Source organism: Mycobacteroides sp. H003, assembly GCF_001440135.1.
GTDB lineage: Bacteria > Actinomycetota > Actinomycetes > Mycobacteriales > Mycobacteriaceae > Mycobacterium > Mycobacterium gwanakae.
Genome location: NZ_LJYL01000020.1, coordinates 1 through 19,102, shown reverse-complemented (window position 1 = coordinate 19,102; position 19,102 = coordinate 1). Strand labels below are relative to the sequence as shown.

The 19,102-nt window shown below is 66.4% G+C and carries 21 protein-coding genes; 10 read left to right on the top strand and 11 right to left on the bottom strand.

Annotated elements, in window-relative coordinates; all coding sequences use genetic code 11:
* The first annotated feature begins 2 nt into the window (after nucleotides 1-2).
* Nucleotides 3-440, top strand: coding sequence for a PPOX class F420-dependent oxidoreductase (locus AOT87_RS14155; protein WP_030095460.1), 438 nt, complete (start codon nucleotides 3-5; stop codon nucleotides 438-440).
* Here the strand turns inward: AOT87_RS14155 and AOT87_RS14150 are convergent.
* The 4 genes from AOT87_RS14150 to AOT87_RS14135 all read right to left on the bottom strand — a co-directional run bounded on the left by AOT87_RS14150 (nucleotide 437) and on the right by AOT87_RS14135 (nucleotide 3,766).
* Nucleotides 437-1,162: a DUF2561 family protein gene (locus tag AOT87_RS14150; protein ID WP_057969153.1), complete on the bottom strand. Its 726-nt coding sequence runs from the start codon at nucleotides 1,160-1,162 to the stop codon at nucleotides 437-439. The two genes, AOT87_RS14155 and AOT87_RS14150, sit on opposite strands and share 4 nt — an antisense overlap.
* On the bottom strand, nucleotides 1,162-2,034 hold the full coding sequence (locus tag AOT87_RS14145) for a hypothetical protein (protein ID WP_057969154.1): 873 nt from the start codon (nucleotides 2,032-2,034) through the stop codon (nucleotides 1,162-1,164). Before AOT87_RS14145 ends, AOT87_RS14150 begins: the two co-directional genes overlap by 1 nt.
* A gap of 237 nt (nucleotides 2,035-2,271) precedes the next feature.
* A complete protein-coding gene (locus tag AOT87_RS14140) occupies nucleotides 2,272-2,691 on the bottom strand; it encodes a cytochrome c oxidase subunit 4 (RefSeq protein ID WP_030095457.1) in 420 nt (139 codons plus the stop codon).
* A gap of 25 nt (nucleotides 2,692-2,716) precedes the next feature.
* Nucleotides 2,717-3,766, bottom strand: coding sequence for a cytochrome c oxidase subunit II (locus tag AOT87_RS14135; protein ID WP_044104422.1), 1,050 nt, complete (start codon nucleotides 3,764-3,766; stop codon nucleotides 2,717-2,719).
* Nucleotides 3,767-3,925: 159 nt separating this feature from the next.
* Here AOT87_RS14135 and asnB point away from each other — a divergent pair, with 159 nt between their 5' ends.
* The gene (asnB, locus tag AOT87_RS14130; protein ID WP_057969155.1) at nucleotides 3,926-5,854 is read left to right on the top strand and encodes an asparagine synthase (glutamine-hydrolyzing); all 1,929 of its coding nucleotides are present in this window, start codon (nucleotides 3,926-3,928) and stop codon (nucleotides 5,852-5,854) included.
* Here the strand turns inward: asnB and AOT87_RS14125 are convergent.
* Entirely contained in the window at nucleotides 5,851-6,822 is a 972-nt protein-coding gene (locus tag AOT87_RS14125; RefSeq protein ID WP_057969156.1) for a carbohydrate kinase family protein, read from the bottom strand. The genes asnB and AOT87_RS14125 overlap by 4 nt on opposite strands.
* Nucleotides 6,823-6,974: 152 nt before the next feature.
* On the opposite strand from AOT87_RS14125, the gene AOT87_RS14120 reads away from it, so the two are divergent.
* Nucleotides 6,975-7,517 carry a hypothetical protein gene (locus AOT87_RS14120; RefSeq protein WP_030095453.1) on the top strand — a complete coding sequence of 181 codons (543 nt, stop codon included), beginning with the start codon at nucleotides 6,975-6,977 and terminating at the stop codon, nucleotides 7,515-7,517.
* Here the strand turns inward: AOT87_RS14120 and AOT87_RS14115 are convergent, their stop codons facing one another.
* Both AOT87_RS14115 and AOT87_RS14110 read right to left on the bottom strand, forming a co-directional pair.
* Nucleotides 7,518-7,886 (bottom strand): iron-sulfur cluster assembly accessory protein, encoded by a 369-nt coding sequence (locus AOT87_RS14115; RefSeq protein ID WP_030095452.1) that lies wholly within the window; start codon nucleotides 7,884-7,886, stop codon nucleotides 7,518-7,520. It lies immediately after the preceding gene.
* Between the two features lie 103 nt (nucleotides 7,887-7,989).
* On the bottom strand, nucleotides 7,990-9,051 hold the full coding sequence (locus AOT87_RS14110; RefSeq protein WP_057969157.1) for a glycerate kinase: 1,062 nt from the start codon (nucleotides 9,049-9,051) through the stop codon (nucleotides 7,990-7,992).
* Nucleotides 9,052-9,073: 22 nt separating this feature from the next.
* Between AOT87_RS14110 and AOT87_RS14105 the strand changes: the two genes are divergently transcribed.
* From AOT87_RS14105 to AOT87_RS14085, 5 genes are all read left to right on the top strand, one after another.
* The gene (locus AOT87_RS14105; RefSeq protein WP_030095450.1) at nucleotides 9,074-9,739 is read left to right on the top strand and encodes a DUF3043 domain-containing protein; all 666 of its coding nucleotides are present in this window, start codon (nucleotides 9,074-9,076) and stop codon (nucleotides 9,737-9,739) included.
* Nucleotides 9,740-9,745: 6 nt separating this feature from the next.
* Nucleotides 9,746-10,279: a bifunctional adenosylcobinamide kinase/adenosylcobinamide-phosphate guanylyltransferase gene (locus AOT87_RS14100; RefSeq protein ID WP_057969158.1), complete on the top strand. Its 534-nt coding sequence runs from the start codon at nucleotides 9,746-9,748 to the stop codon at nucleotides 10,277-10,279.
* Nucleotides 10,276-11,295 carry a nicotinate-nucleotide--dimethylbenzimidazole phosphoribosyltransferase gene (gene cobT / locus AOT87_RS14095; protein WP_057969159.1) on the top strand — a complete coding sequence of 340 codons (1,020 nt, stop codon included), beginning with the start codon at nucleotides 10,276-10,278 and terminating at the stop codon, nucleotides 11,293-11,295. Before AOT87_RS14100 ends, cobT begins: the two co-directional genes overlap by 4 nt.
* The gene (locus AOT87_RS14090; RefSeq protein WP_057969160.1) at nucleotides 11,292-12,050 is read left to right on the top strand and encodes an adenosylcobinamide-GDP ribazoletransferase; all 759 of its coding nucleotides are present in this window, start codon (nucleotides 11,292-11,294) and stop codon (nucleotides 12,048-12,050) included. The genes cobT and AOT87_RS14090 overlap by 4 nt, the downstream gene beginning before the upstream one ends.
* Before the next feature lie 88 nt (nucleotides 12,051-12,138).
* Nucleotides 12,139-13,851, top strand: a complete 1,713-nt coding sequence (locus tag AOT87_RS14085) for a metallophosphoesterase (protein WP_057969161.1) — start codon at nucleotides 12,139-12,141, stop codon at nucleotides 13,849-13,851.
* On the opposite strand, the gene AOT87_RS14080 is transcribed toward AOT87_RS14085, so the two are convergent.
* Together AOT87_RS14080 and gcvT are read right to left on the bottom strand one after the other, a co-directional pair.
* The gene (locus AOT87_RS14080) at nucleotides 13,848-14,951 is read right to left on the bottom strand and encodes a branched-chain amino acid aminotransferase (protein WP_057969162.1); all 1,104 of its coding nucleotides are present in this window, start codon (nucleotides 14,949-14,951) and stop codon (nucleotides 13,848-13,850) included. The genes AOT87_RS14085 and AOT87_RS14080 overlap by 4 nt on opposite strands.
* Before the next feature lie 42 nt (nucleotides 14,952-14,993).
* Nucleotides 14,994-16,088 carry a glycine cleavage system aminomethyltransferase GcvT gene (gcvT, locus tag AOT87_RS14075; protein WP_030095444.1) on the bottom strand — a complete coding sequence of 365 codons (1,095 nt, stop codon included), beginning with the start codon at nucleotides 16,086-16,088 and terminating at the stop codon, nucleotides 14,994-14,996.
* Nucleotides 16,089-16,138: 50 nt separating this feature from the next.
* On the opposite strand from gcvT, the gene AOT87_RS14070 reads away from it, so the two are divergent.
* Complete coding sequence (locus AOT87_RS14070; protein WP_030095443.1) at nucleotides 16,139-17,650, top strand: leucyl aminopeptidase; 1,512 nt, start codon at nucleotides 16,139-16,141, stop codon at nucleotides 17,648-17,650.
* 6 nt (nucleotides 17,651-17,656) lie between these two features.
* Here the strand turns inward: AOT87_RS14070 and AOT87_RS14065 are convergent, their stop codons facing one another.
* Together AOT87_RS14065 and AOT87_RS14060 are read right to left on the bottom strand one after the other, a co-directional pair.
* Entirely contained in the window at nucleotides 17,657-17,998 is a 342-nt protein-coding gene (locus AOT87_RS14065; RefSeq protein ID WP_057969163.1) for a hypothetical protein, read from the bottom strand.
* A 48-nt stretch (nucleotides 17,999-18,046) separates the two neighbouring features.
* Nucleotides 18,047-18,277: a DUF167 family protein gene (locus AOT87_RS14060; RefSeq protein ID WP_057966265.1), complete on the bottom strand. Its 231-nt coding sequence runs from the start codon at nucleotides 18,275-18,277 to the stop codon at nucleotides 18,047-18,049.
* 135 nt (nucleotides 18,278-18,412) lie between these two features.
* On the opposite strand from AOT87_RS14060, the gene AOT87_RS14055 reads away from it, so the two are divergent.
* A partial coding sequence (locus tag AOT87_RS14055; RefSeq protein WP_305728688.1) for a biotin/lipoyl-containing protein occupies nucleotides 18,413-19,102 on the top strand: 690 nt, incomplete at its 3' end.

The following is a 19,102-nucleotide window of genomic DNA, read 5'->3' as shown; positions in this document are numbered from 1 at the left end:
GTATGCACGAGATGACTCGCGAGCAATGGTGGGCCTTCGCCACCGAGGGCACCCGCACCGGGATGCTGGGGCTGGTACGGGCCAACGGTGCGCCCATCGTGACACCGGTCTGGTTTCTGCTCCATGAGGGACCCGGCGGCGATGAGCTGATCTTCACGACGGGCACGGAAACATTGAAAGGCAAGGCCATTCGACGGGATCCGCGCATCTCGCTGGCCGTCGACGACCAGCGCCCGCCCTACTCCTACGTCCAGTTCACAGCCGAAGCGCGACTGACCAGTGATCTCGATGAGATGCGCGAATGGGCGACCAGGATCGGTGGACGCTACATGGGAGCCGAGCTGGCCGAGGATTTCGGCCGTCGCAACGCGGTTCCGGAGGAATCGCTGGTACGCGCCACCATCACGAAAGTCGTTGCCCGCGCTGGGATCGCGGATTAAGACCCTGGCGCACCGAGCTCGCGCAGCTTCTTGAGGGTCACCCACGGAATCGCGCCCATCGCGCAGGTGATCACCCCGCCGAACACGAACGCGACGAGGGCGGCGGTGTCGCTGTCCACTGCCAGCAGATAGGCGCCTGTGACCACCGCCAGCAGCGCCAGACCGATCGCACCGGCGATCCCTACGGTGGCGCGCAGCCACAGCCGATCGACCACCACTGATTTCGATGCCGCCTCGGCGGCCGCCCGATAGGCCGGTGACCCGGGCCCGGTGTAATCCTTCGGAACATGGCTCGTGTGGTCCGCCAGTCCGCCGAATGTCTTGAGTTTCTCGGTCGAGGCCTCCGCGGGAGGCGGCCCCAACGGCACACTGCCGGCCCCGGAAGCATTGGCACCCTTGGATTTAGGTACGGCCTTTGACGGGCCACGCGTCGTGCGCTGAGCCGCCGTCTTACGGGCGCGCAGTAGCAGCGGCACGGCACCGATGATGACGGCCAGCGATACCCCGATGACGATGTAGATCCCCAGCGACGGCCCAGCCGATCCCGGCGCGCCCTCCCCCAGTCCGGTCATCACAACGATGGCGCCGACCAACATCCCGACGAATGCCAGCCAGATGACGGCGCACAGCCCAATGAGCATCCGGTCGACGGCCTCCGGAGAGGATCGACGCACCGGACCGGCAAGTGCCTCCAGTGGCTTGGCCAATCGACCCGCTGGCATCAGCAGGTTGCCTGCGCCGAATTGTTGTTGTTGGCGGACAGAACCTGGCCATCGCTGGTGGTGATCGTGCAATTGAGCTGGCTCAGGCGCAGGAAGCTGCTCGCCGACACCGAACCGATCTCCGAGTTCGAGATCGGGGTGACGGTGATCGACCACGGGATGTAGACGTTCGGGTTTACCCGGGTGCGCCCGGAGTCGTCGGTCCACGTGATCGAGATGCGATCCAGCGGGGCCTTCGAACCCGTCACCGAGTACGTGATCTGCCGGGGCCCAGCCGGGGTCGTAGTCGTCGGCGGTGGAGGAGGCGGCGGCGTGGTGGTCGTCACCGGCGGCGGTGCCTCATGCGTCGTCACCGGCGGCGGAGGCGGAGGCACCGGAACCGGAGGTTCCACCGTCACGGTCTCGGTCACCACCGGCGGAGGCGGAGGTGGCGGCGGTTCAGTGGTTGGCGGCGGAGGTGGTGGAGGCGGAGGTTCCGTCGTGGTGGTGATGATCTCGTTCCACGGCGTGGTGCTCGGAGTCGGCGTGACCGAGGTGCTCTTGGCGGCACCGGTCGTCTCATCCGATCGTCCGGCCACCAGCAACGCGACGGATGCCACCAAGGTGATGGCGGCAATGATCGCCGCCACCCCGACGACCCAGGGCCACCGCGGCGGAGGCGGCTCCTCACCGTCGACCAGCTGGGTGTCGTACTCGTCGTACGGCACGTACGGACTGGTGAATTGCTCGGATTCGGGCGCCGAATACGCCTGTGAATGAAACGCGGCGGAATCCGGTCCGGAAGAGTCAGCAGCTGCGCCATCCGCGTTCGGACCGTCCAGATCCGGAACTTCCCCGGGAGTCCCCGACCCTGGGTTGTCCGTCCCACTCATCTACACAAGTTCCTTTTCGTCACTTCCCGCTCCCCGGCGGGCCACCTGCCTGAGGGGCCATGGCAACGATAGCCAAAGCAATCCGGGGCGACGAAACCCGACGGCCGTAAAAACCAAACTGACCACCGGATTGTTATCGAAAACGTGACAGTGCACACGGAGATGTCACACCAGTAACGGGAGTCCCGCCGCAAAGTACGAGCGCGGCGGCGAGAAGGGGGTGAAACGCGCGATGAGCTAGTGCTTCTCCGGGCCCACGTGGTACTCGAAGACCAGACCGGCGACCGCGCTGAGAACAAACACCGCACCGGCGGCAAGCAGCCACGGCAGCCATAGCGCCACACCCACGGCGGTGGTGGCGGCGGCAAGCGCGATCATGATGGGCCACCAGCTGTGCGGGCTGTAGAAGCCCAGCTCGCCGGCGCCGTCGGCGACCTCGGCGTCTTCGTAGTCCTCGGGCCGGGTGTCCAGGCGCCGGGCCACGAAGCGGAAGAAGGTCGAGATGATCAAGGACAGACCCGTGGTCATCACCATGGCAGTGGTCCCCGCCCATTCCACACCACCATTGGCGTAGAGGGCTGTCAGCACCGCGTAGACCACAGTGGCCAGGGCGAAGAATCCGGTGAGGATCTCGAAGAGTCGGGCTTCGATATGCATGCTGCGCTCCTACCTTTCCCGCTGCCTAGTTCTTCGCCGCGTTGTTGTCCGCCGGCGCGAGCTCTCCGCGGCGGCCGTCGAACGGCCTGGTGGTAATCGAGACCGGCGACTGCCCGATCGATGCCAGCGCCTCGGCGTTGGTCTTACCCGCCTTGCGCGCTTCCAGGTAGAACTTGAAGTCGTTGGGGCTCACCACACGCAGCTCGAAGGCCATCATCGAGTGGTAGGTGCCGCACATCTCGACGCAGCGACCCACGAACGCGCCTTCCTTCAGGATCTTGCTGACCTGGAAGACGTTGTCGGAGTTGTTGGCCTTGGGCTCGGGCATCACGTCGCGCGTGAACAGGAACGGGACCACCCGGAACGAGTGGATGACGTCGGCCGAGGCCAGCTGGAACTCGACGCTCTTGCCGCTGGGCAGCACCAGCACCGGGATCTCCGAGGAGGTTCCGACGGTCTCGATCTTGTCGAAGTTCAGGTAGGTGCGGTCCTCACGGTTCAGGCCGCGCACCGGGCCGACGAGCTCGTTGCCGTGCGCGTCCTTGCCCTCGGGCTTGGAGGTCATGGCCTTCTTGCGTTCCGGGTCAGCGCCTTCGTAGTTGAGGCTGCCGTCCTTGAACGCGACCTTCTGGTAGCCGAACTTCCAGTTCCACTGGAAGGCGGTCACGTCCACGACGACCTCGGGGTTCGGGTCCTTGTGCATGACCTTGTTCTGCACCACGACGGTGAAGTAGAAGAGCACCGCGATGATCAGGAAGGGCACCACCGTCAAGATGAGCTCCAGCGGCAGGTTGTAGCCGAACTGGCGCGGGAACTCGGTGTCGCCCGGCTTATGCCGGTGGAACGCGACGGTCCAGAACGTCAGTGCCCACACGATGACGCCGACGACCAGCGAGGCCACGACTGCCCAGGTCCACAGGGGAGCCATGTAGTCGTGGGCTTCGGGGGTAATTCCCTCGGGCCACCCGAACCGCAGCACTTCTTGGACGCTACAACCGCTGAGCAGGAAGCTCGCCGCGCCCAACAGCACCACAGTGGCCAGCAGGGACGGCCGTGAGCCGGACCGTGACGTCACGTTTTAAGCCTCCTGTTTCGGTACAGAATCCATCGCTGACCAGTGGCAGCAATCGAATACTACGCAGCGTAGACCACGCGGTCGCATCAGGGCAGCGACGGGGCCGGTGTGGGGACCTAGGTCCTGGGACAGGTCGCGCGATGTTGCATACTTGGCCGCGTGTGTGGACTGGTGGCGTGGCTGGGCCCGCCCGGGTCTTCGCTCGAATCTCATAGCCCTGCGGTGGATGCGGCGATGGTGCATATGCGTCATCGCGGCCCCGATGAGCCGGGAATCTGGCACGAGGAAAACGTGCTCTTCGGTTTCAACCGGCTCTCGATCATCGACATCGCGCATTCGCATCAGCCGTTGCGCTGGGGACCGGCGGACAGCCCGGACCGATACGTGCTGGTCTTCAACGGCGAGATTTACAACTACCTGGAACTCAGGGAGACGCTGCGGGCCGAGCACGGCGCCGCATTCGCCACCGAGGGTGACGGCGAGGCGATTCTGGCGGCGTACCACTTCTGGGGCCCGGATGCGCTGCACCGGCTGCGCGGCATGTTCGCCTTCGCGATCTGGGACACGGTCGAACGTGAGTTGTTCTGCGCGCGAGATCCTTTCGGCATAAAGCCGCTGTTCATGGCGACAGGCCCGGGCGGCACCGCGCTGGGCAGCGAGAAGAAATGCCTGCTGGATTTGATGGAGCAGTTGGGCATCGGGACCGAACTGGACCTGCGGGCGCTGCAGCACTACACAACGCTGCAGTATGTTCCGGAGCCCGAGAGCCTGCACACCGAGATCCGCCGCCTGGAATCCGGTTCGTATGCGCGCATCACCCCCGGCCAGGAGCCACGCGTCACGCGTTATTTCCCGGCCCGGTTCGCCGTCACGCCGTTCACCCGCGCGACCCGCCAGTCCCGGTACGACGAGATCACCGAGGTGCTTTCCGATTCGGTGGCCAAGCACATGCGGGCCGATGTCACGGTGGGTTCGTTTCTGTCCGGAGGTATCGACTCCACGGCCATCGCCGCGCTGGCGATCCGGCACAATCCGAAGCTCATTACGTTCACGACTGGCTTTGAGCGGCAAGGCTATTCCGAAGTCGATGTGGCGGTCGAGTCCGCCGAGGCGATCGGTGCCCGGCACGTCGTGAAGGTGGTCAGCCAGGAGGAGTTCGTTTCCGCGCTGCCCGAGATCGTCTGGTATCTGGACGATCCGGTGGCGGATCCATCCCTGGTACCGCTGTACTTCGTGGCCAAAGAGGCCCGTAAACATGTCAAGGTGGTGCTCTCCGGAGAGGGCGCCGACGAGCTCTTCGGTGGATACACGATCTACCGGGAACCCTTGTCGCTCAAGCCTTTCGAATACCTCCCCGGCGTGTTGCGACGCGGGGCGGCACGACTATCGGCCGCCATCCCGGACGGGGTGCGCGGCAAGAGTCTGCTGAACCGCGGCTCGATGACACTGGAACAGCGCTACTACGGAAACGCCCGCAGCTTCGATGACGAACAACTGCGCGCGGTGCTCCCCCACTATCGCCCGGAATGGGGACATCAGGACGTCACGGCTGAGCTCTACGAGCGGTGCGCGGGCTGGGATCCGGTGGCACGCATGCAGTATGTGGACCTTTTCACCTGGCTGCGCGGAGACATTCTGGTCAAGGCCGACAAGATGACGATGGCGAACTCGCTCGAGCTGCGGGTGCCGTTCCTTGATCCCGAGGTGTTCAAGGTGGCCTCGCAGCTGCCCTACCGGGAGAAGATCACCCGCGAAACCACGAAGTACGCACTCCGCAGGGCACTGGAACCCATTGTGCCGGCGCATGTTCTGCACCGGACCAAGCTCGGTTTCCCGGTACCCATCCGGCACTGGTTCGTCGACGGACTGCTACACGACTGGGCCCGTGAGATGCTGGCGACCACGCAAGCCGGGCACTTGATCGACGTGCCCGCTGTCGGCCGGATGCTCACCGAGCACGCCGCCGGCGCCGCCGATCACAGCCGCAGGCTGTGGACGGTGCTGATCTTCATGCTGTGGCACGCGATCTTCGTCGAGCAGTCGGTGCGGCCGAACATCCAGGAGCCGCAGTACCCGGTGCAGCTCTAAAGAGCTGCACCGATCTCGTCGGCGGCGTCCGGGCCGTACGCGTCGGCGAGGCGGGCCAGCGCCTCGTCACGCTCCCACAGCCATTCCTGAGTTCCCACTGTCTCCAGCACCAGGGTGGCCACCAGCGATCCCAGCTGTGCCGAACGCTCCAGGCTCAGGCCGGCACTACGGGCGGTGAGGAATCCGGCACGCCACGCGTCGCCGACACCGGTCGGGTCGACCTGCCCCTTCTCCGGGACCACACCCACCTTGAGGGAGGTGCCGTCCTTCTCCACGATCTCGACGCCGTTGGGACCCAGGGTGGTGATCCGCAGCTCGACACGCTCACGCACGTCCGCCTCGGTCCACCCTGTCTTGGAGAGCAACAGATCCCACTCGTAGTCGTTGGTGAACAGGTAGGTGGCACCGCCGACGAGTTCGCGGGCCTGCTCGCCGGAGAGCCGGGCCAACTGCTGCGACGGATCGGCCGCGAACGGCAATCCCAGGCTGCGGCATTCCTCGGTGTGCCGGAACATGGCATCGGGGTCGTTGGCTCCGATGATCACCAATTCCGGTGTCCCGGTGGTCGATACGACATCTGCCAGCGAGATGTCACGGGCTTCGGACATCGCACCCGGATAGAAGGACGCGATTTGAGCCATGTCCTGATCTGTCGTGCACACGAAACGCGCGGTGTGCGCGGTCTGGGAGATCAGCACGCCGTCGCAGTTGACGCCGTGGCCCTCGAGCCAGGACCGGTACTCGTTGAAGTCCGCACCCACGGCGCCGACCAGCGCGGGCTTGCCACCGAGCACGCCGATGGCGAACGCGATGTTCCCCGCGACGCCTCCACGACGGATTTCCAGATCGTCCACCAGGAAGCTGAGGGACACCTTCTGCAGGTGCTCGACCAAGAGCTGCTCGGAGAACTTGCCGGGGAAGTTCATGAGGTGGTCGGTTGCAATGGATCCGGTGACGATGATGGACACGCGTGAGACCCTTCGTAGGATTCGGGCGGGCTTGGGTAGTCGACGGACAACCACAGAAGCTTACCTAACGTAACTGTTCCGGGGTTGTGGCCGATTGCTAGCCTGGATTGTCGGGGAGTGCGATCTGGGGAAACGAAATTTCAGGAGAGTCAATGGCGGAACCAGGTTATTCGACGGTGCCCTACCCTGGTTTACCGCCCATGCCTCCCCCGGTCGACTACCCCGACCGCAAGCGCAAGGTGCCCGGCTGGCTCGCCCCGGCCGCGGTGGTGGCGGCATTGGTGGTGCTGGCGCTGCTGCTCGGCTTTCTGACCAAGAACTCCGGCGTGTCCCACCGGCCCAGCGAGGCGAAGATCGAACAGACCATCCAGGGCTACCTGGATGCGATGGCCAAGCTCGACATCGTGACGCTGGCCCGCAATGCCGGCTGCGGCCTGTACGACGCGGTGCGCGACAAGGACACCGACGACACGATTGTGCGCGCCAATGCTCAACAGTTCGTGAACACCTTCGGGACGGCCACCGTGAAATCGATCGACAAGATCGTCTACTTCTCCGAGTACCAGCTCAAGGTGCTGTTCACCGCGACCAGCCAGAAGCGTAAGGACGCCCCTCAGGGGCAGGCCGAGCTACTGATCAACGACGGCAAGATCTACGTGTGCTCCGCGTACATGCGCGGCTCGAACGCGTTCTGATCAGTTGAACGAGTCGCCGCAGGCGCAGGAGCCGGTGGCGTTCGGGTTGTCGATCGTGAAGCCCTGCTTCTCGATGGTGTCGACGAAGTCGATCGAGGCGCCCTGGATGTACGGGGCACTCATCCGGTCCACAGTGAGCTTCACACCGTCGAACTCGGTGACCAGGTCACCGTCCAGGGTGCGGTCGTCGAAGAACAGCTGGTATCGCAGGCCCGCGCAACCACCGGGCTGGACCGCGATGCGCAGCGACAAATCGTCGCGGCCTTCCTGATCCAGCAGCGCCTTGGCCTTGGCGGCGGCGGCGTCGGTCAAGACGGCACCATGAGTTTCCTCGGTGGAGGTTGCAGTCGATTCGTCTTGGACAGTCATCGTGGGATCTCCCCTGCGTCGAAGCTCTCGGGCGGACGTCCAGGTAATGAACGTCTTGTGATCTCAACGGTACCTCGTCTAGGGGTATTCCTACATCTACGCCCTAGCCATGTGACCAGTCACGTGCGACCTGGGCCGCCAGGCCCGCCAGCTGGCCCGCCGCATCCTCCATGGCCAACCGCACGGACCCCGCGAACTGGGCAATCGATTCAGCACGCGCGATACCGGCCCGCCCGTATTCATCCGCCGTCAGCGCAACCTGCCCGGCCAGCACCAACACCGGGATGCCGGAGGTCGCGGCGCGGCTCGCGACCGCCCCCGCCACCTTGCCGTGCAGGGTTTGGTCATCGAACTTGCCTTCGCCGGTGATCACCAGGCCCGCCCGCACGATCGCAGCGTCCAGGCCGGTGTGTTCGGCGACGATTCGCGCTCCCGATTCGCGACGCGCTCCGAGCGCGAGCAGCGCCGCGCCGATCCCGCCGGCGGCCCCGGCCCCGGCGAGGTCCCGCACGCCCCGGCCGGTCTGCTCCTCCATTTCTGCGACCCACCCGGCCAGCCGCGCCTCCAGGCGTCTGACAGTGTCCGGGTCTGCGCCCTTCTGCGGACCGAACACCGCGGCCGCACCACGCGGGCCCAGCAGCGGATGCTCGACGTCGCTGGCGACCACCAATTCCGTTGTGGCCAGACGCCGCTGAGCCACAACGAGCCCGCCAAGGCCCGCGACGAGCCCCGCACCCCCATCCGTGCTGCTGCTGCCGCCAAGACCGACCACGATTCGGGTGGCTCCGCCATCGAGCGCCGCCGCGATCAGCTGTCCGACCCCGGTGCTGTGCGCACGCCAGGCGGTATCGACCGACGGCGCACGTTTGAGCAGCGGCAGCCCGCAGGCCTGCGCGCATTCGATGTAGGCGGTCGTGCCGTCGAGCAGCCACTCGGCGTCGACATCCTCATCCAGAGGGCCGCGTATTCGCAGCGCGTGCCGGTGCGCCGTGACCAGCTGCGCGGCCAGCACGTCGACGAACCCGGGTCCCCCGTCTGATTGGGGGCTGAGGATGACGATGTCGCCGGGGCGAGTCCTTCCCCAGCCCTCCGCGATGGCGGTCGCCGCCTCCGTGGCGGTGAGCGTGTCTCCGAAGCTGTCGGGCGCCACCAGAATCTGACTCATTCGCGCAGGATAATCTGGGCGTGTGAATCTGCTCGGCCGAAAGAAATCCACCTCCGAAAACGGCGCCGCCGACGAGTCTTCATCACCTGCCGGTGAGACGGACGTCACATCGCCGGCGCAGGCCGGAAAGGGCCGCCCCACCCCGAAGCGGGATGCCGGCAAGCGTCGTGGACCTGTTGCCCCGGCACCCTTGACCAGTGCCGAGGCCCGGCAGCGTCGCAAGTCCCTGCGCGGGCCGAAACTGTCGCGGGCCGAGCGCAAGGTCGAGAACGCAGAGCGGCGCGCCAGGATGTCCGACAGCCGCGAGAAGATGATGGCCGGCGATGAGGCGTACCTGTTGCCACGCGACAAGGGGCCCGTGCGCGCGTTCGCCCGCGACATCGTCGATTCACGCCGCAATGTGCTGGGGCTGTTCATGCCTCTGGCGCTGTTCCTGATCTTCACCATGTTCGCGGTGCCGTCTGTGCAGGTTCAGATGTGGATGACCCCGGCGATGCTGGTCTTGATGATCGTCATGATCGTCGACGGGGTTTTCGTCGGCAGACTCGTGAACAAGCGCGTCTCCGAACGCTTCCCGACCAGCGACGAGGGCGGCTTCAAACTCGGCTGGTACGCGGCCAGCCGCGCATCGCAGTTACGCAAGATGCGTGCACCACGCCCCCGGGTGAACCGCGGCGAGCCGGTCTAGCCTCAGGTGGCTACCACGCTGGTGCTCGGTGGAATACGTTCGGGAAAATCACGTTTCGCCGAGTCTCTGCTGCCCGCCTCGGGCCCCGTGCGATACCTGGCGACCGGAACATCTGTCCGCGAGGACGAGGCATGGACGCAAAGGGTTGCCGCACACCGGTCTCGGCGTCCCGATGGCTGGTCGACGGCCGAGACAACCGATATCGCCGAGGAACTGCGCGCGCCCGACGCGGTGCCGACGCTCGTCGACGATCTCGGGGGGTGGCTGACCGCGAGGATGGATGCCCGCGCGGCATGGGACCGTGGCGGTGAGGTTGTGGCCTCCGATATCGATGAGTTGGTCGATGCGATCAGCTCTTATGGCAGCGAGTTGGTGATCGTGAGCCCAGAGGTCGGATTGACCATTGTGCCCGCCACCGCATCCGGACGGCTGTTCGCCGATCAGCTCGGCGCCCTGAATCAGGCCGTGGCACAGCACTGTCAACGGGTCCTCTTGGTGGTGGCCGGTCAGCCACTGGCCATCAAGGGAGCGGCCGAGTGAGCGGCGGCGAGGCACCGCGTTTCGCCCCGGTCTCGGCACCCAACCCGGATATCGCCGCCGCCGCACGTGACCGGCAACGGCAGCTCACCAAACCGGACGGCGCACTGGGACGTCTGGAAGAGCTCTCGGTTTGGGTAGCGGCCTGCCAAAATCGTTGCCCCCCTGAGGCATTCCAACATCCTCGGGTGATCGTCTTCGCCGGTGATCACGGTGTGGCTGCCGCCGGAGTGTCCGCCTATCCCCCGTCGGTGACCGCGCAGATGGTGCGCAACATCGAAGCGGGCGGCGCGGCCGTCAACGTGCTCGCCGCGCTAGCGGGGGCCAGTGTGCGCGTCGCCGACATCGCCGTGGGCCGTCCCAGCGGCAATATCGCCGTCGAGGACGCTCTCACCGAGGAGCAGGCTCATGCCGCGCTGGCTGCCGGTATCGCCCTGGCCGACGCCGAGATCGACTCCGGAGCCGATCTGCTCATCGCGGGCGATATGGGCATCGGCAACACCACTCCCGCGACCGTGCTGGTGGCGGCGCTCACCGGAAGCGAACCGGTGGCGGTGGTGGGCCGCGGCACCGGAGTCGACGACGCAGGGTGGGCACGCAAGACCGCCGCGGTACGCGATGCGTTGCGCCGCACCAAAGATGTGCGTGCCGACCCGGTGGCGCTGCTCGCCCGGGCAGGTGGCGCCGATCTGGCGGCAATCACCGGTTTCGTGGCGCACGCGGCGGTGCGGCGCACCCCTGTGCTGCTCGACGGGCTGGTGGTGACCGCAGCCGCACTGGTGGCCGAGCAGCTGGCTCCGGGCGCACGCCAGTGGTGGCTCGCCGGGCATCGCTCCACCGAGCCGGCGCATTCGCTTGCCCTCCAACGCCTCCGGCTGGATCCCGTGCTGGATCTGCAGATGCGCTTGGGTGAGGGCTCCGGGGCGCTCGTCGCACTACCGGTGTTGCAGGCCGCCGCGGGCACACTGGCACAGATGGCGACCTTCGATGAGGCCCGAATCGACGGGCCGGGCGCGTGAACAGGCTGCTGCGGCTGCTGCGGCCCATCGGCGGAGCCTTCGAATTCTCCACCGTGACACCAGTTCCCGCACGGCTCGCCGGCACCCTCTCGGGCCCGGTGCTGACGGCGCTGCCCGTGGTGGGCGCCGCACTCGGTGCGCTCGCAGCGGCAACCGCCTACCTGGCGACATCGGCCTACATCGCGCCCATCGCGGGGCTTGCCGCCGCAACGGTGGTGGTGCTGGCGACCCGCGGCATGCATATCGACGGCCTGTCGGACACCGCGGATGGGCTCGGCTGCTACGGACCACCGGAGCGCGCACTCACCGTGATGCGCGATGGTTCGGCCGGACCGTTCGGGGTTGCTGCGGTGATCATCATCCTTCTGGCACAGACATTGTCGTTCGGAATGCTGGCCTCCCGGCAGGAGTGGCTGGCCATCGCGCTGGCGATCGCGGTGGGGCGCGTCAGCGCGGTGGTGGCGTGTCGGCGCGGCGTGCCAGGTGCCGCGCACAGCGGCTTCGGTGCCCGGGTGGCCGGGTCGCAGCCTTTGTGGCTGGCCGGGATCTGGGTGCTCGCGGCGATGGCCGTCGGCTTTCTCGCGCAGCCCTGGCGGCCATGGCAAGGGCCGGTTGCGGTGGTGATCGCACTGGGCGCCGGAGTGCTGCTGGTGCGCCACTGCGTGCGCAGGTTCGGTGGCATCACCGGAGACGTGTTAGGAGCGAGCATCGAGGTGACCACCACGCTGGCAGCACTCGGATTTGCGGCCTCGTGAGGCGGCGACGAAAGATTCATCAAGAGTTCGCGATCACCCCGGCCTGTGCGGTCGCGTTACCTGGTGCCGTAGGCCACTATTCGAACTTATGCCGCGCAATCCTGTGACCCCCGCCGGTGAGACACCGGATATGGGGATTCCCGAGCCGATCGCCCGCTCGATGTCCATGGCCGAACAGTACGAATGGCATCGCGGATATCTGCGTCGCCATCCGGTCTCGCGTCGCAACTTCCTGCGGGGATCGGCCGCCGCTGCCGCGGTCGCCGCGCTGGGCGTATCACCGTTTGGGCGGCGGGCGTATGCCGATGACGCACCACTGGGTGTGGCCGGCAGGCGGGTGGGGTACGGCGCAGATTCGTCCAGCCAGCTCAGCTTTTCCGGGCAGCTGTCCAGAAATCCGCACGGCACCAAGATCTTTCTCGACCATGGGCCTACCCCCGAACTCGGCGCCTCCCTCGAAGCCGAGGTCCGCAATCTCGTGACACAGATTCCCTCAAGCGATCACGGGGTGCTGGGAGCCGAACAGTTCTACGTGCACGCTCCCGTCCATGGACTCGGCGGGGGCACTGAGCACTTCTACCGCTGGCGCACCACCGACGGATTCTCGAGCGATATCCGTTCCGCTTCGACGGCCCTTCCGTCCGCACGAAACGCGTTCGCCCCCTTCCGGTTCACCATGATGGGCGATCAGGGCACCGACGAGACCCCCTCGCTCCCACCAAATCTGGCCCCCGGTGAATACGACGACAGCTACTACAGCGCCGACAACGACCCGGCCACGCCGCACACACAGAACGTCATGAACCAGATCGTGGCGTGCCGACCTGATTTTCATATCCTGGCCGGGGACATCGCCTATGCGGACCCATCCGGAATGGGAAAGAAGCCCGAGTTCGTATCTTCCGGCGGCAAGGCCGCGGCCGGGTTCGACAAATACAATCCGTTCGTCTGGGACGTCTACCTGACCTCCATCGAGCCCAGCGCCTCGACAACACCATGGATGTTCGCCACCGGCAATCACGACATGGAAGCCGCGTACGGAAATCACGGCTACGGCGGCCATCTGGCCCGTCTCGGATTCCCCGGCAACGGCCCCGCGGGGTGCCCGTCCGCGTACTCGTTCACCTACGGCAATGTCGCCGTCCTGTCCCTGGACGCCAATGACGTGTCCTACGAGATCAGGGCGAACACAGGCTACTCGGGCGGCGCCCAAACCGGTTGGGTGGGAAGAACTTTAGCGGCATATCGGGCAAATCCGAATATCGACTTCATCGTGTGCTTCTTCCACCACTGCGCGTATTCGACGACGCTGTCGCATGCCAGCGACGGTGGCGTGCGCGACGCGTGGTGCGCGCTGTTCGACCGCTATCAGGTGGATCTGGTGCTGCAGGGACACAACCACGTCTTCGAGCGCACGGATCCGATTCGCGCGGGACGTCCGACCCGAGAGGCCGGCGATCGGTCCACCGTAGACCCGGAATCGGATGGCACCGTGTACTACACCGTGGGTTCTGCGGGCCGGCCCCGCTATGACTTTCAGCCGGGCGAGCCGGAGGGATACCGGGGCCGCGAGCTCACCGACACTTTGGTTCCCAACAGCTACGTCTGGGCGCCCGACGGCAGTAAGCACGCCGAGGCGGTCACCTGGTCGCGCGTGCGGTATCGCAACTACGCATTCATCCGCGTCGACGTGCGGCCGGGGACATTCGTCAGCGAGATGGATGTCACGGCCGTCGATGAGTACGGACGCGAATTCGACACGGTGACCTATCGCCGCCCCGTACGCGCACAGGCGTCCTAGCCGAGCTTGGTGATCCAGCCGTGCGTATCGGCGAAGGTGCCGCGCTGGATTCCGGTCAGCGTGTCGCGCAGCGCCATGGTCACCTCGCCGGGTTGCCCTTCGCCAATGGTGAATTCACCGCTGGAGTGCTTGACGCGGCCAACCGGCGTGATGACCGCGGCTGTGCCGCAGGCGAACACCTCGGTGATCTCTCCCGAGGCCGCCTTCTTCTCCAGCTCGTCGACGTCGATCTTGCGTTCCTCGATGGCGAATCCGGCATCGGAGGCCAGCTGCAACAAGGACTTCCGCGTCACACCGGGCAGCAGTGATCCGGATAGTTCGGGAGTAACCAAGCGGGCCTCACCGTCGCGGCCGAACACGAAGAACAGGTTCATGCCACCCATTTCTTCGATGTACCGGCGCTCGATGGCATCGAGCCACACCACCTGATCGCAGCCCTCTTCGGCGGCCTGCGCCTGGGCGACCAGCGAGGCGGCGTAGTTCCCACCCGTCTTGGCCGCGCCGATCCCGCCTGGTGCGGCGCGCACGTATTCGTGCGAGAGCCAGACACTGACCGGCTTGATGCCCTGTGGGAAGTACGCGCCAGCAGGTGAGGCGATGAGCAGGTACCGGTACTCGGCGGCGGGCCGCACCCCGAGACCGGCCTCGGTGGCGATGATGAACGGCCGCAGATACAGCGATTCCTCGCCGCCGCCCGGCGGCACCCAGTCGGAGTCGACGGCGATCAGCTGCCGCAGCGACTCGATGAACAGCTCTTGCGGCAGCTCGGGGATGGCGATGCGGCGGCAGGACTGGATCATTCGTTCGGCGTTAGCTTCGGGCCGGAACGCCGCGATGGTCCCGTCGGGTTGCCGGTAGGCCTTGAGCCCTTCGAAGACCTCCTGCGCGTAGTGCAGCACGATGGCCGACGGGTCAAGTGTGATGGGGCCGTAGGGCACCACTTGCGCGTTGTGCCAACCATTTTCGGCGTTCCAATCGATGGACACCATGTGGTCGGTGAAGTACTTCCCAAAGCCCGGCGCGGCCAGTACCTCAGCCCGACGCGCCGGGCTGGCCGGTGACGGGTTGAGTTGCCGGGTGAACTCGGGAAGCGGATTCATGCTCGGCAGTCTAGCTGTCCAATGTCGCCAAATCCGAACCCATTATCCGACGTTGACGTCCACGAACGGCGGCTTGACGACCTCGCATTCGATCTCCCGGCCCCGCACGTCGACGGCGACGGTGGCCCCGTCAGCGATCTGGGCGGCGCTGTCCAGCAGGGCCAATGCAATACCGGTCTTGAGAGTCGGCGAGAAGGTGCCCGAAGTGGTCACCCCTACCGGCTGGCCGCCCGAGAGCACCGTGAGATCGGGTCGCAACACGCCGCGGCCGGTGGCCCGCAGGCCACGCAGGGTGCGGCGCGGACCTTCCGCCTTCTCCTGGGCGAGGGCCTCACGCCCCCAGAACGCGTCCTTCTTCCATCCGACGGCCCATCCTGCCCGCGCCTGCACCGGACTGATGTCGAGGGACAGCTCGTGACCGTGCAGCGGATAGCCCATCTCGGTGCGCAGCGTGTCGCGCGCGCCCAGACCGGCCAGCTGGCCGCCTGCCTCGGTGATCACCGGCAGCAGTGCGTCGAACACGGCGCCGGCGGAATCCCAGGACGGCAGCAGTTCGTAGCCGTGTTCGCCGGTGTAGCCGGTCCGGCACACCCGCACCGGCTGACCGTCGAGCGTCGCGTCGGCGTACGCCATGTATTCCATATCGGTCGGCAGTCCGAGCCGCAGCAGCACGTCGGCCGACTTGGGTCCCTGCACGGCCAGCACCGCGTAGTCGCGGTGCTGGTTGGTGATGGTGATTCCCTCGGGCGCCTTCTCCTGCAGAGCGGCCACCACCGCTGCGGTGTTGGCGGCGTTGGGCACCAGGAAGATCTCGTCATCGGAGACGTAGTAGGTGATGAGGTCGTCGACGACACCGCCGGTCGGGGTGCAACACAAGGTGTACTGCGCCTTGCCCGGCCCAATCTTGTTGAGATCGTTGGTGAAAGACGCGTTGACGAACGCCGCGGCACCCGGCCCACGCACCAGCGCCTTGCCGAGGTGGCTCACGTCGAACAGTCCGACGGCCTCCCGGGTGGCGGTGTGCTCACCCACGGTGCCGGCATAGGACACCGGCATATTCCAGCCGCCGAATTCGGCGAAGGTGGCACCTTGTGCGGCGTGCCGATCGTGAAGAGGGCCGAGCAAGAGATCCGTCATGGCGTTCACCCTAATTGGCGCATCACCGGCTTTCACTAGGCTGTGATCTCATGAGCGCATACACGGCACCTTCGTTCACCCTGGCCACGTCCATTCCGCAGCGCGGGGTCTCCGCCGCGGTGCTGCTGGTGGGGGTGCGCCCGGGGGAGAAAGAATCCGATAAGGGGCCCAAGGTGGTCGATGCGCAGCTGCTGGACAGCAAGGCAGTCAAGGCCATCGAGGCCGCTCTGAAGGCCGTGGGCGCGACCGGCTCGAGCGAGCAACTCACCCGGGTGGTCGTGGACGGTCTGCCGGTGTCCAGTGTGCTGGCGGTCGGCCTGGGTAAGGGGGATCCCAGCGCCGAGACGATTCGGCGTGCCGCGGGCGTGGCCGCCCGCTCGCTCGACAACGTCGAAACCCTGGTCACCACGCTGTCCGCGAGCGATGTCGATGCCACCGTGCAGGGCCTGGCACTTGGCGGATACCGGTTCGCGGAGTTCCGCAGCGCCAAGACCGCACCGAAGGACGTTGGACTGCAGAAGGTTACGTTGCTCGTCGCCGACAAGGGCCGCGCGCAGAAAGACGCCATGGAGCGCGGCGCCGCCATCGCGGCTGCTGTGATCATCGCGCGTGACTTTGTGAACACCCCGCCCAGTCATCTGTTCCCGGCCGAATTCGCCAAGCGGGCAAAAACTCTGGCGACGACCGAGGGCATCGAGGTCGAGGTGCTCGACGAGAAGGAACTGGCCAAGGCCGGCTACGGCGGCATCATCGGAGTCGGCAAGGGCTCCTCGCGCCCACCGCGGCTGGTGCGGCTGACCTACCGGGGCGCCAAGGGCAAAAAGGCCAAGAAGGTCGCGCTCGTGGGCAAGGGCATCACCTTCGACACCGGTGGCATCTCGATCAAGCCCGCAGGCGGCATGGAGAACATGACCTCCGATATGGGTGGAGCGGCAGCGGTTATCGCGGTGACCTTGCTGGCCGCCCGCCAACAGCTGCCCATCGACGTCATCGCGACCGTGCCCATGGCCGAGAACATGCCGTCCTCGACGGCACAGCGCCCCGGCGACGTGCTGACCCACCTGGACGGCACCACCGTCGAGGTAATCAACACCGATGCGGAGGGTCGCCTCATCCTCGCCGACGCGATCGTGCGGGCCTGCCAGGATGAGCCCGACTATCTGATCGACACCGCGACGCTGACCGGTGCACAGGTGGTGGCCCTGGGCACCCGCACTCCTGGCGTGATGGGCACCGACGAGTTCCGCGACCGGGTGTCGACGATCTCGCAGTCCGTAGGCGAAAACGGTTGGGCCATGCCGCTGCCCGAGGAACTGCGCGACGATCTCAAATCCAGGGTTGCCGACCTGGCGAACGTCACCAACCACCGCAACGGCGGCATGTTGGCGGCCGGTCTGTACCTGCGCGAGTTCGTGGCCGACGGTGTGCAGTGGGCACATATCGACGTTGCCGGCCCGGCGTTCAACACCGGCGGACCGTGGGGTTACACGGCCAAGGGCGGGACCGGCGTGCCGGTGCGAACCATCTTCGGGGTGCTGGAGGACATCGCCACCAACGGCTGACGTCGGCTAGGCGCCTTCCTCGGCTGCCCGTCGCTTCAGGATTTTCTGCCGGGCGTCGTAATCACGCTTGCGTTGCGGGTATCCCGTGCGGTGCACGTCGTACACCGGGATCTTGAGTCGCTCGGAGATTCGGCGCGCGCCCGCCACCCCGCCGACGCGTCGGCGGGTCCACTCGCCGTCACCTGCGATGAGAATCACGGTGACGTCCGAGAAGTTGGTCTGCGGCTCGACATAGGCCTCCACGCCCGTGCGCGCCGCGGCCCAATTCGCCAGGTAGCGCAGGTCGTCGTTGTTGCCCTGTTTGGTCTGCCCCTCGCGCTTGCTTCGGAAGGCGTCGATCCATGCCATTGGACCATGGTGCCAGCTAATTCTGAGAACAGGCTGTAATCCCACCGGTCAACCCACACTGAATCGCTTCAGTCTGCTGGTCTGACCGGCAACGAGCCGCACCGCCGACTTCGGCACGCCCAAGTGCTCGGCAAGCAAAGCGAGCGCAGCCTTGTTGGCTTTGCCGTCGATGGCCGGCTCCCGCACGAACAGGGTGAGGGCGCCGTCGTCGGCAACCTCGACGGCGGGCCCCTTGCGACTGCCGGGCTTGATGACGCAGACGACCGTGCGCTCGCTCACCCTCCGATCTTGGACCCGGGCAGGCGCGCCGTTCCAGTCAGTGACAGGATTGACCCGCTGTCCACGTCGCTGTGGTAAGCCAGATATGTCCACGTTGTGTGAGCCGCTATCGGAACCTTTTCAGGAGTGGAAACCATGGCCTTCTCCGTCCAGATGCCCGCCCTCGGTGAGAGCGTGACCGAAGGGACGGTGACACGGTGGCTCAAACAAGAGGGCGACACGGTCCAAGTCGACGAGCCGCTGCTCGAGGTGTCCACCGACAAGGTGGACACCGAGATCCCCGCTCCCACTTCGGGTGTGCTGACCAAGATCGTCGCCCGCGAGGATGACACCGTCGAAATCGGCGGCGAGCTGGGCGTGATCAGCGAGGCCGGCGAAGCAGAGTCCGCGGAGTCCGCGCCCGCCCCCGAGGCCGCCGCGCCGGCTCCCGAGCCTGCACCCGCTCCCGAACCGGAGCCCGAACCCGCGCCTGCTCCCGCGGCGGAACCGGCCGCTCCTGCTCCCGCCGCGGACGCTCCGGCGGGTCCCGGCACCTCGGTCAAGATGCCCGAGCTCGGCGAGTCCGTCACCGAGGGCACCGTGACCCGCTGGCTCAAGAAGGTCGGCGACGAGGTCGGCGTGGATGAGCCGCTCGTCGAGGTGTCGACCGACAAGGTCGACACCGAGATTCCGTCGCCGGTCGCCGGTGTGCTGCTGAGCATCTCGGCCAACGAAGACGACACCGTCGCCGTCGGTGGCGAACTCGGCGTCATCGGTGCGGCAGGCGCGGCTCCTGCCGCGGCACCTGCGCCTGCACCCACCCCCGAGCCCGCCGCGGCTCCACCC

What these genes read in the sequence shown, in the direction of transcription:
- AOT87_RS14155 (WP_030095460.1), top strand. Translation starts at nt 3, where the DNA reads ATGCACGAGATGACTCGCGAGCAATGGTGGGCCTTCGCCACCGAGGGC.
- AOT87_RS14150 (WP_057969153.1), bottom strand. Translation starts at nt 1,162, where the DNA reads ATGCCAGCGGGTCGATTGGCCAAGCCACTGGAGGCACTTGCCGGTCCG.
- AOT87_RS14145 (WP_057969154.1), bottom strand. Translation starts at nt 2,034, where the DNA reads ATGAGTGGGACGGACAACCCAGGGTCGGGGACTCCCGGGGAAGTTCCG.
- AOT87_RS14140 (WP_030095457.1), bottom strand. Translation starts at nt 2,691, where the DNA reads ATGCATATCGAAGCCCGACTCTTCGAGATCCTCACCGGATTCTTCGCC.
- AOT87_RS14120 (WP_030095453.1), top strand. Translation starts at nt 6,975, where the DNA reads ATGGCGGAACCAGGTTATTCGACGGTGCCCTACCCTGGTTTACCGCCC.
- AOT87_RS14115 (WP_030095452.1), bottom strand. Translation starts at nt 7,886, where the DNA reads ATGACTGTCCAAGACGAATCGACTGCAACCTCCACCGAGGAAACTCAT.
- AOT87_RS14110 (WP_057969157.1), bottom strand. Translation starts at nt 9,051, where the DNA reads ATGAGTCAGATTCTGGTGGCGCCCGACAGCTTCGGAGACACGCTCACC.
- AOT87_RS14085 (WP_057969161.1), top strand. Translation starts at nt 12,139, where the DNA reads ATGCCGCGCAATCCTGTGACCCCCGCCGGTGAGACACCGGATATGGGG.
- AOT87_RS14080 (WP_057969162.1), bottom strand. Translation starts at nt 14,951, where the DNA reads ATGAATCCGCTTCCCGAGTTCACCCGGCAACTCAACCCGTCACCGGCC.
- gcvT (WP_030095444.1), bottom strand. Translation starts at nt 16,088, where the DNA reads ATGACGGATCTCTTGCTCGGCCCTCTTCACGATCGGCACGCCGCACAA.
- AOT87_RS14070 (WP_030095443.1), top strand. Translation starts at nt 16,139, where the DNA reads ATGAGCGCATACACGGCACCTTCGTTCACCCTGGCCACGTCCATTCCG.
- AOT87_RS14065 (WP_057969163.1), bottom strand. Translation starts at nt 17,998, where the DNA reads ATGGCATGGATCGACGCCTTCCGAAGCAAGCGCGAGGGGCAGACCAAA.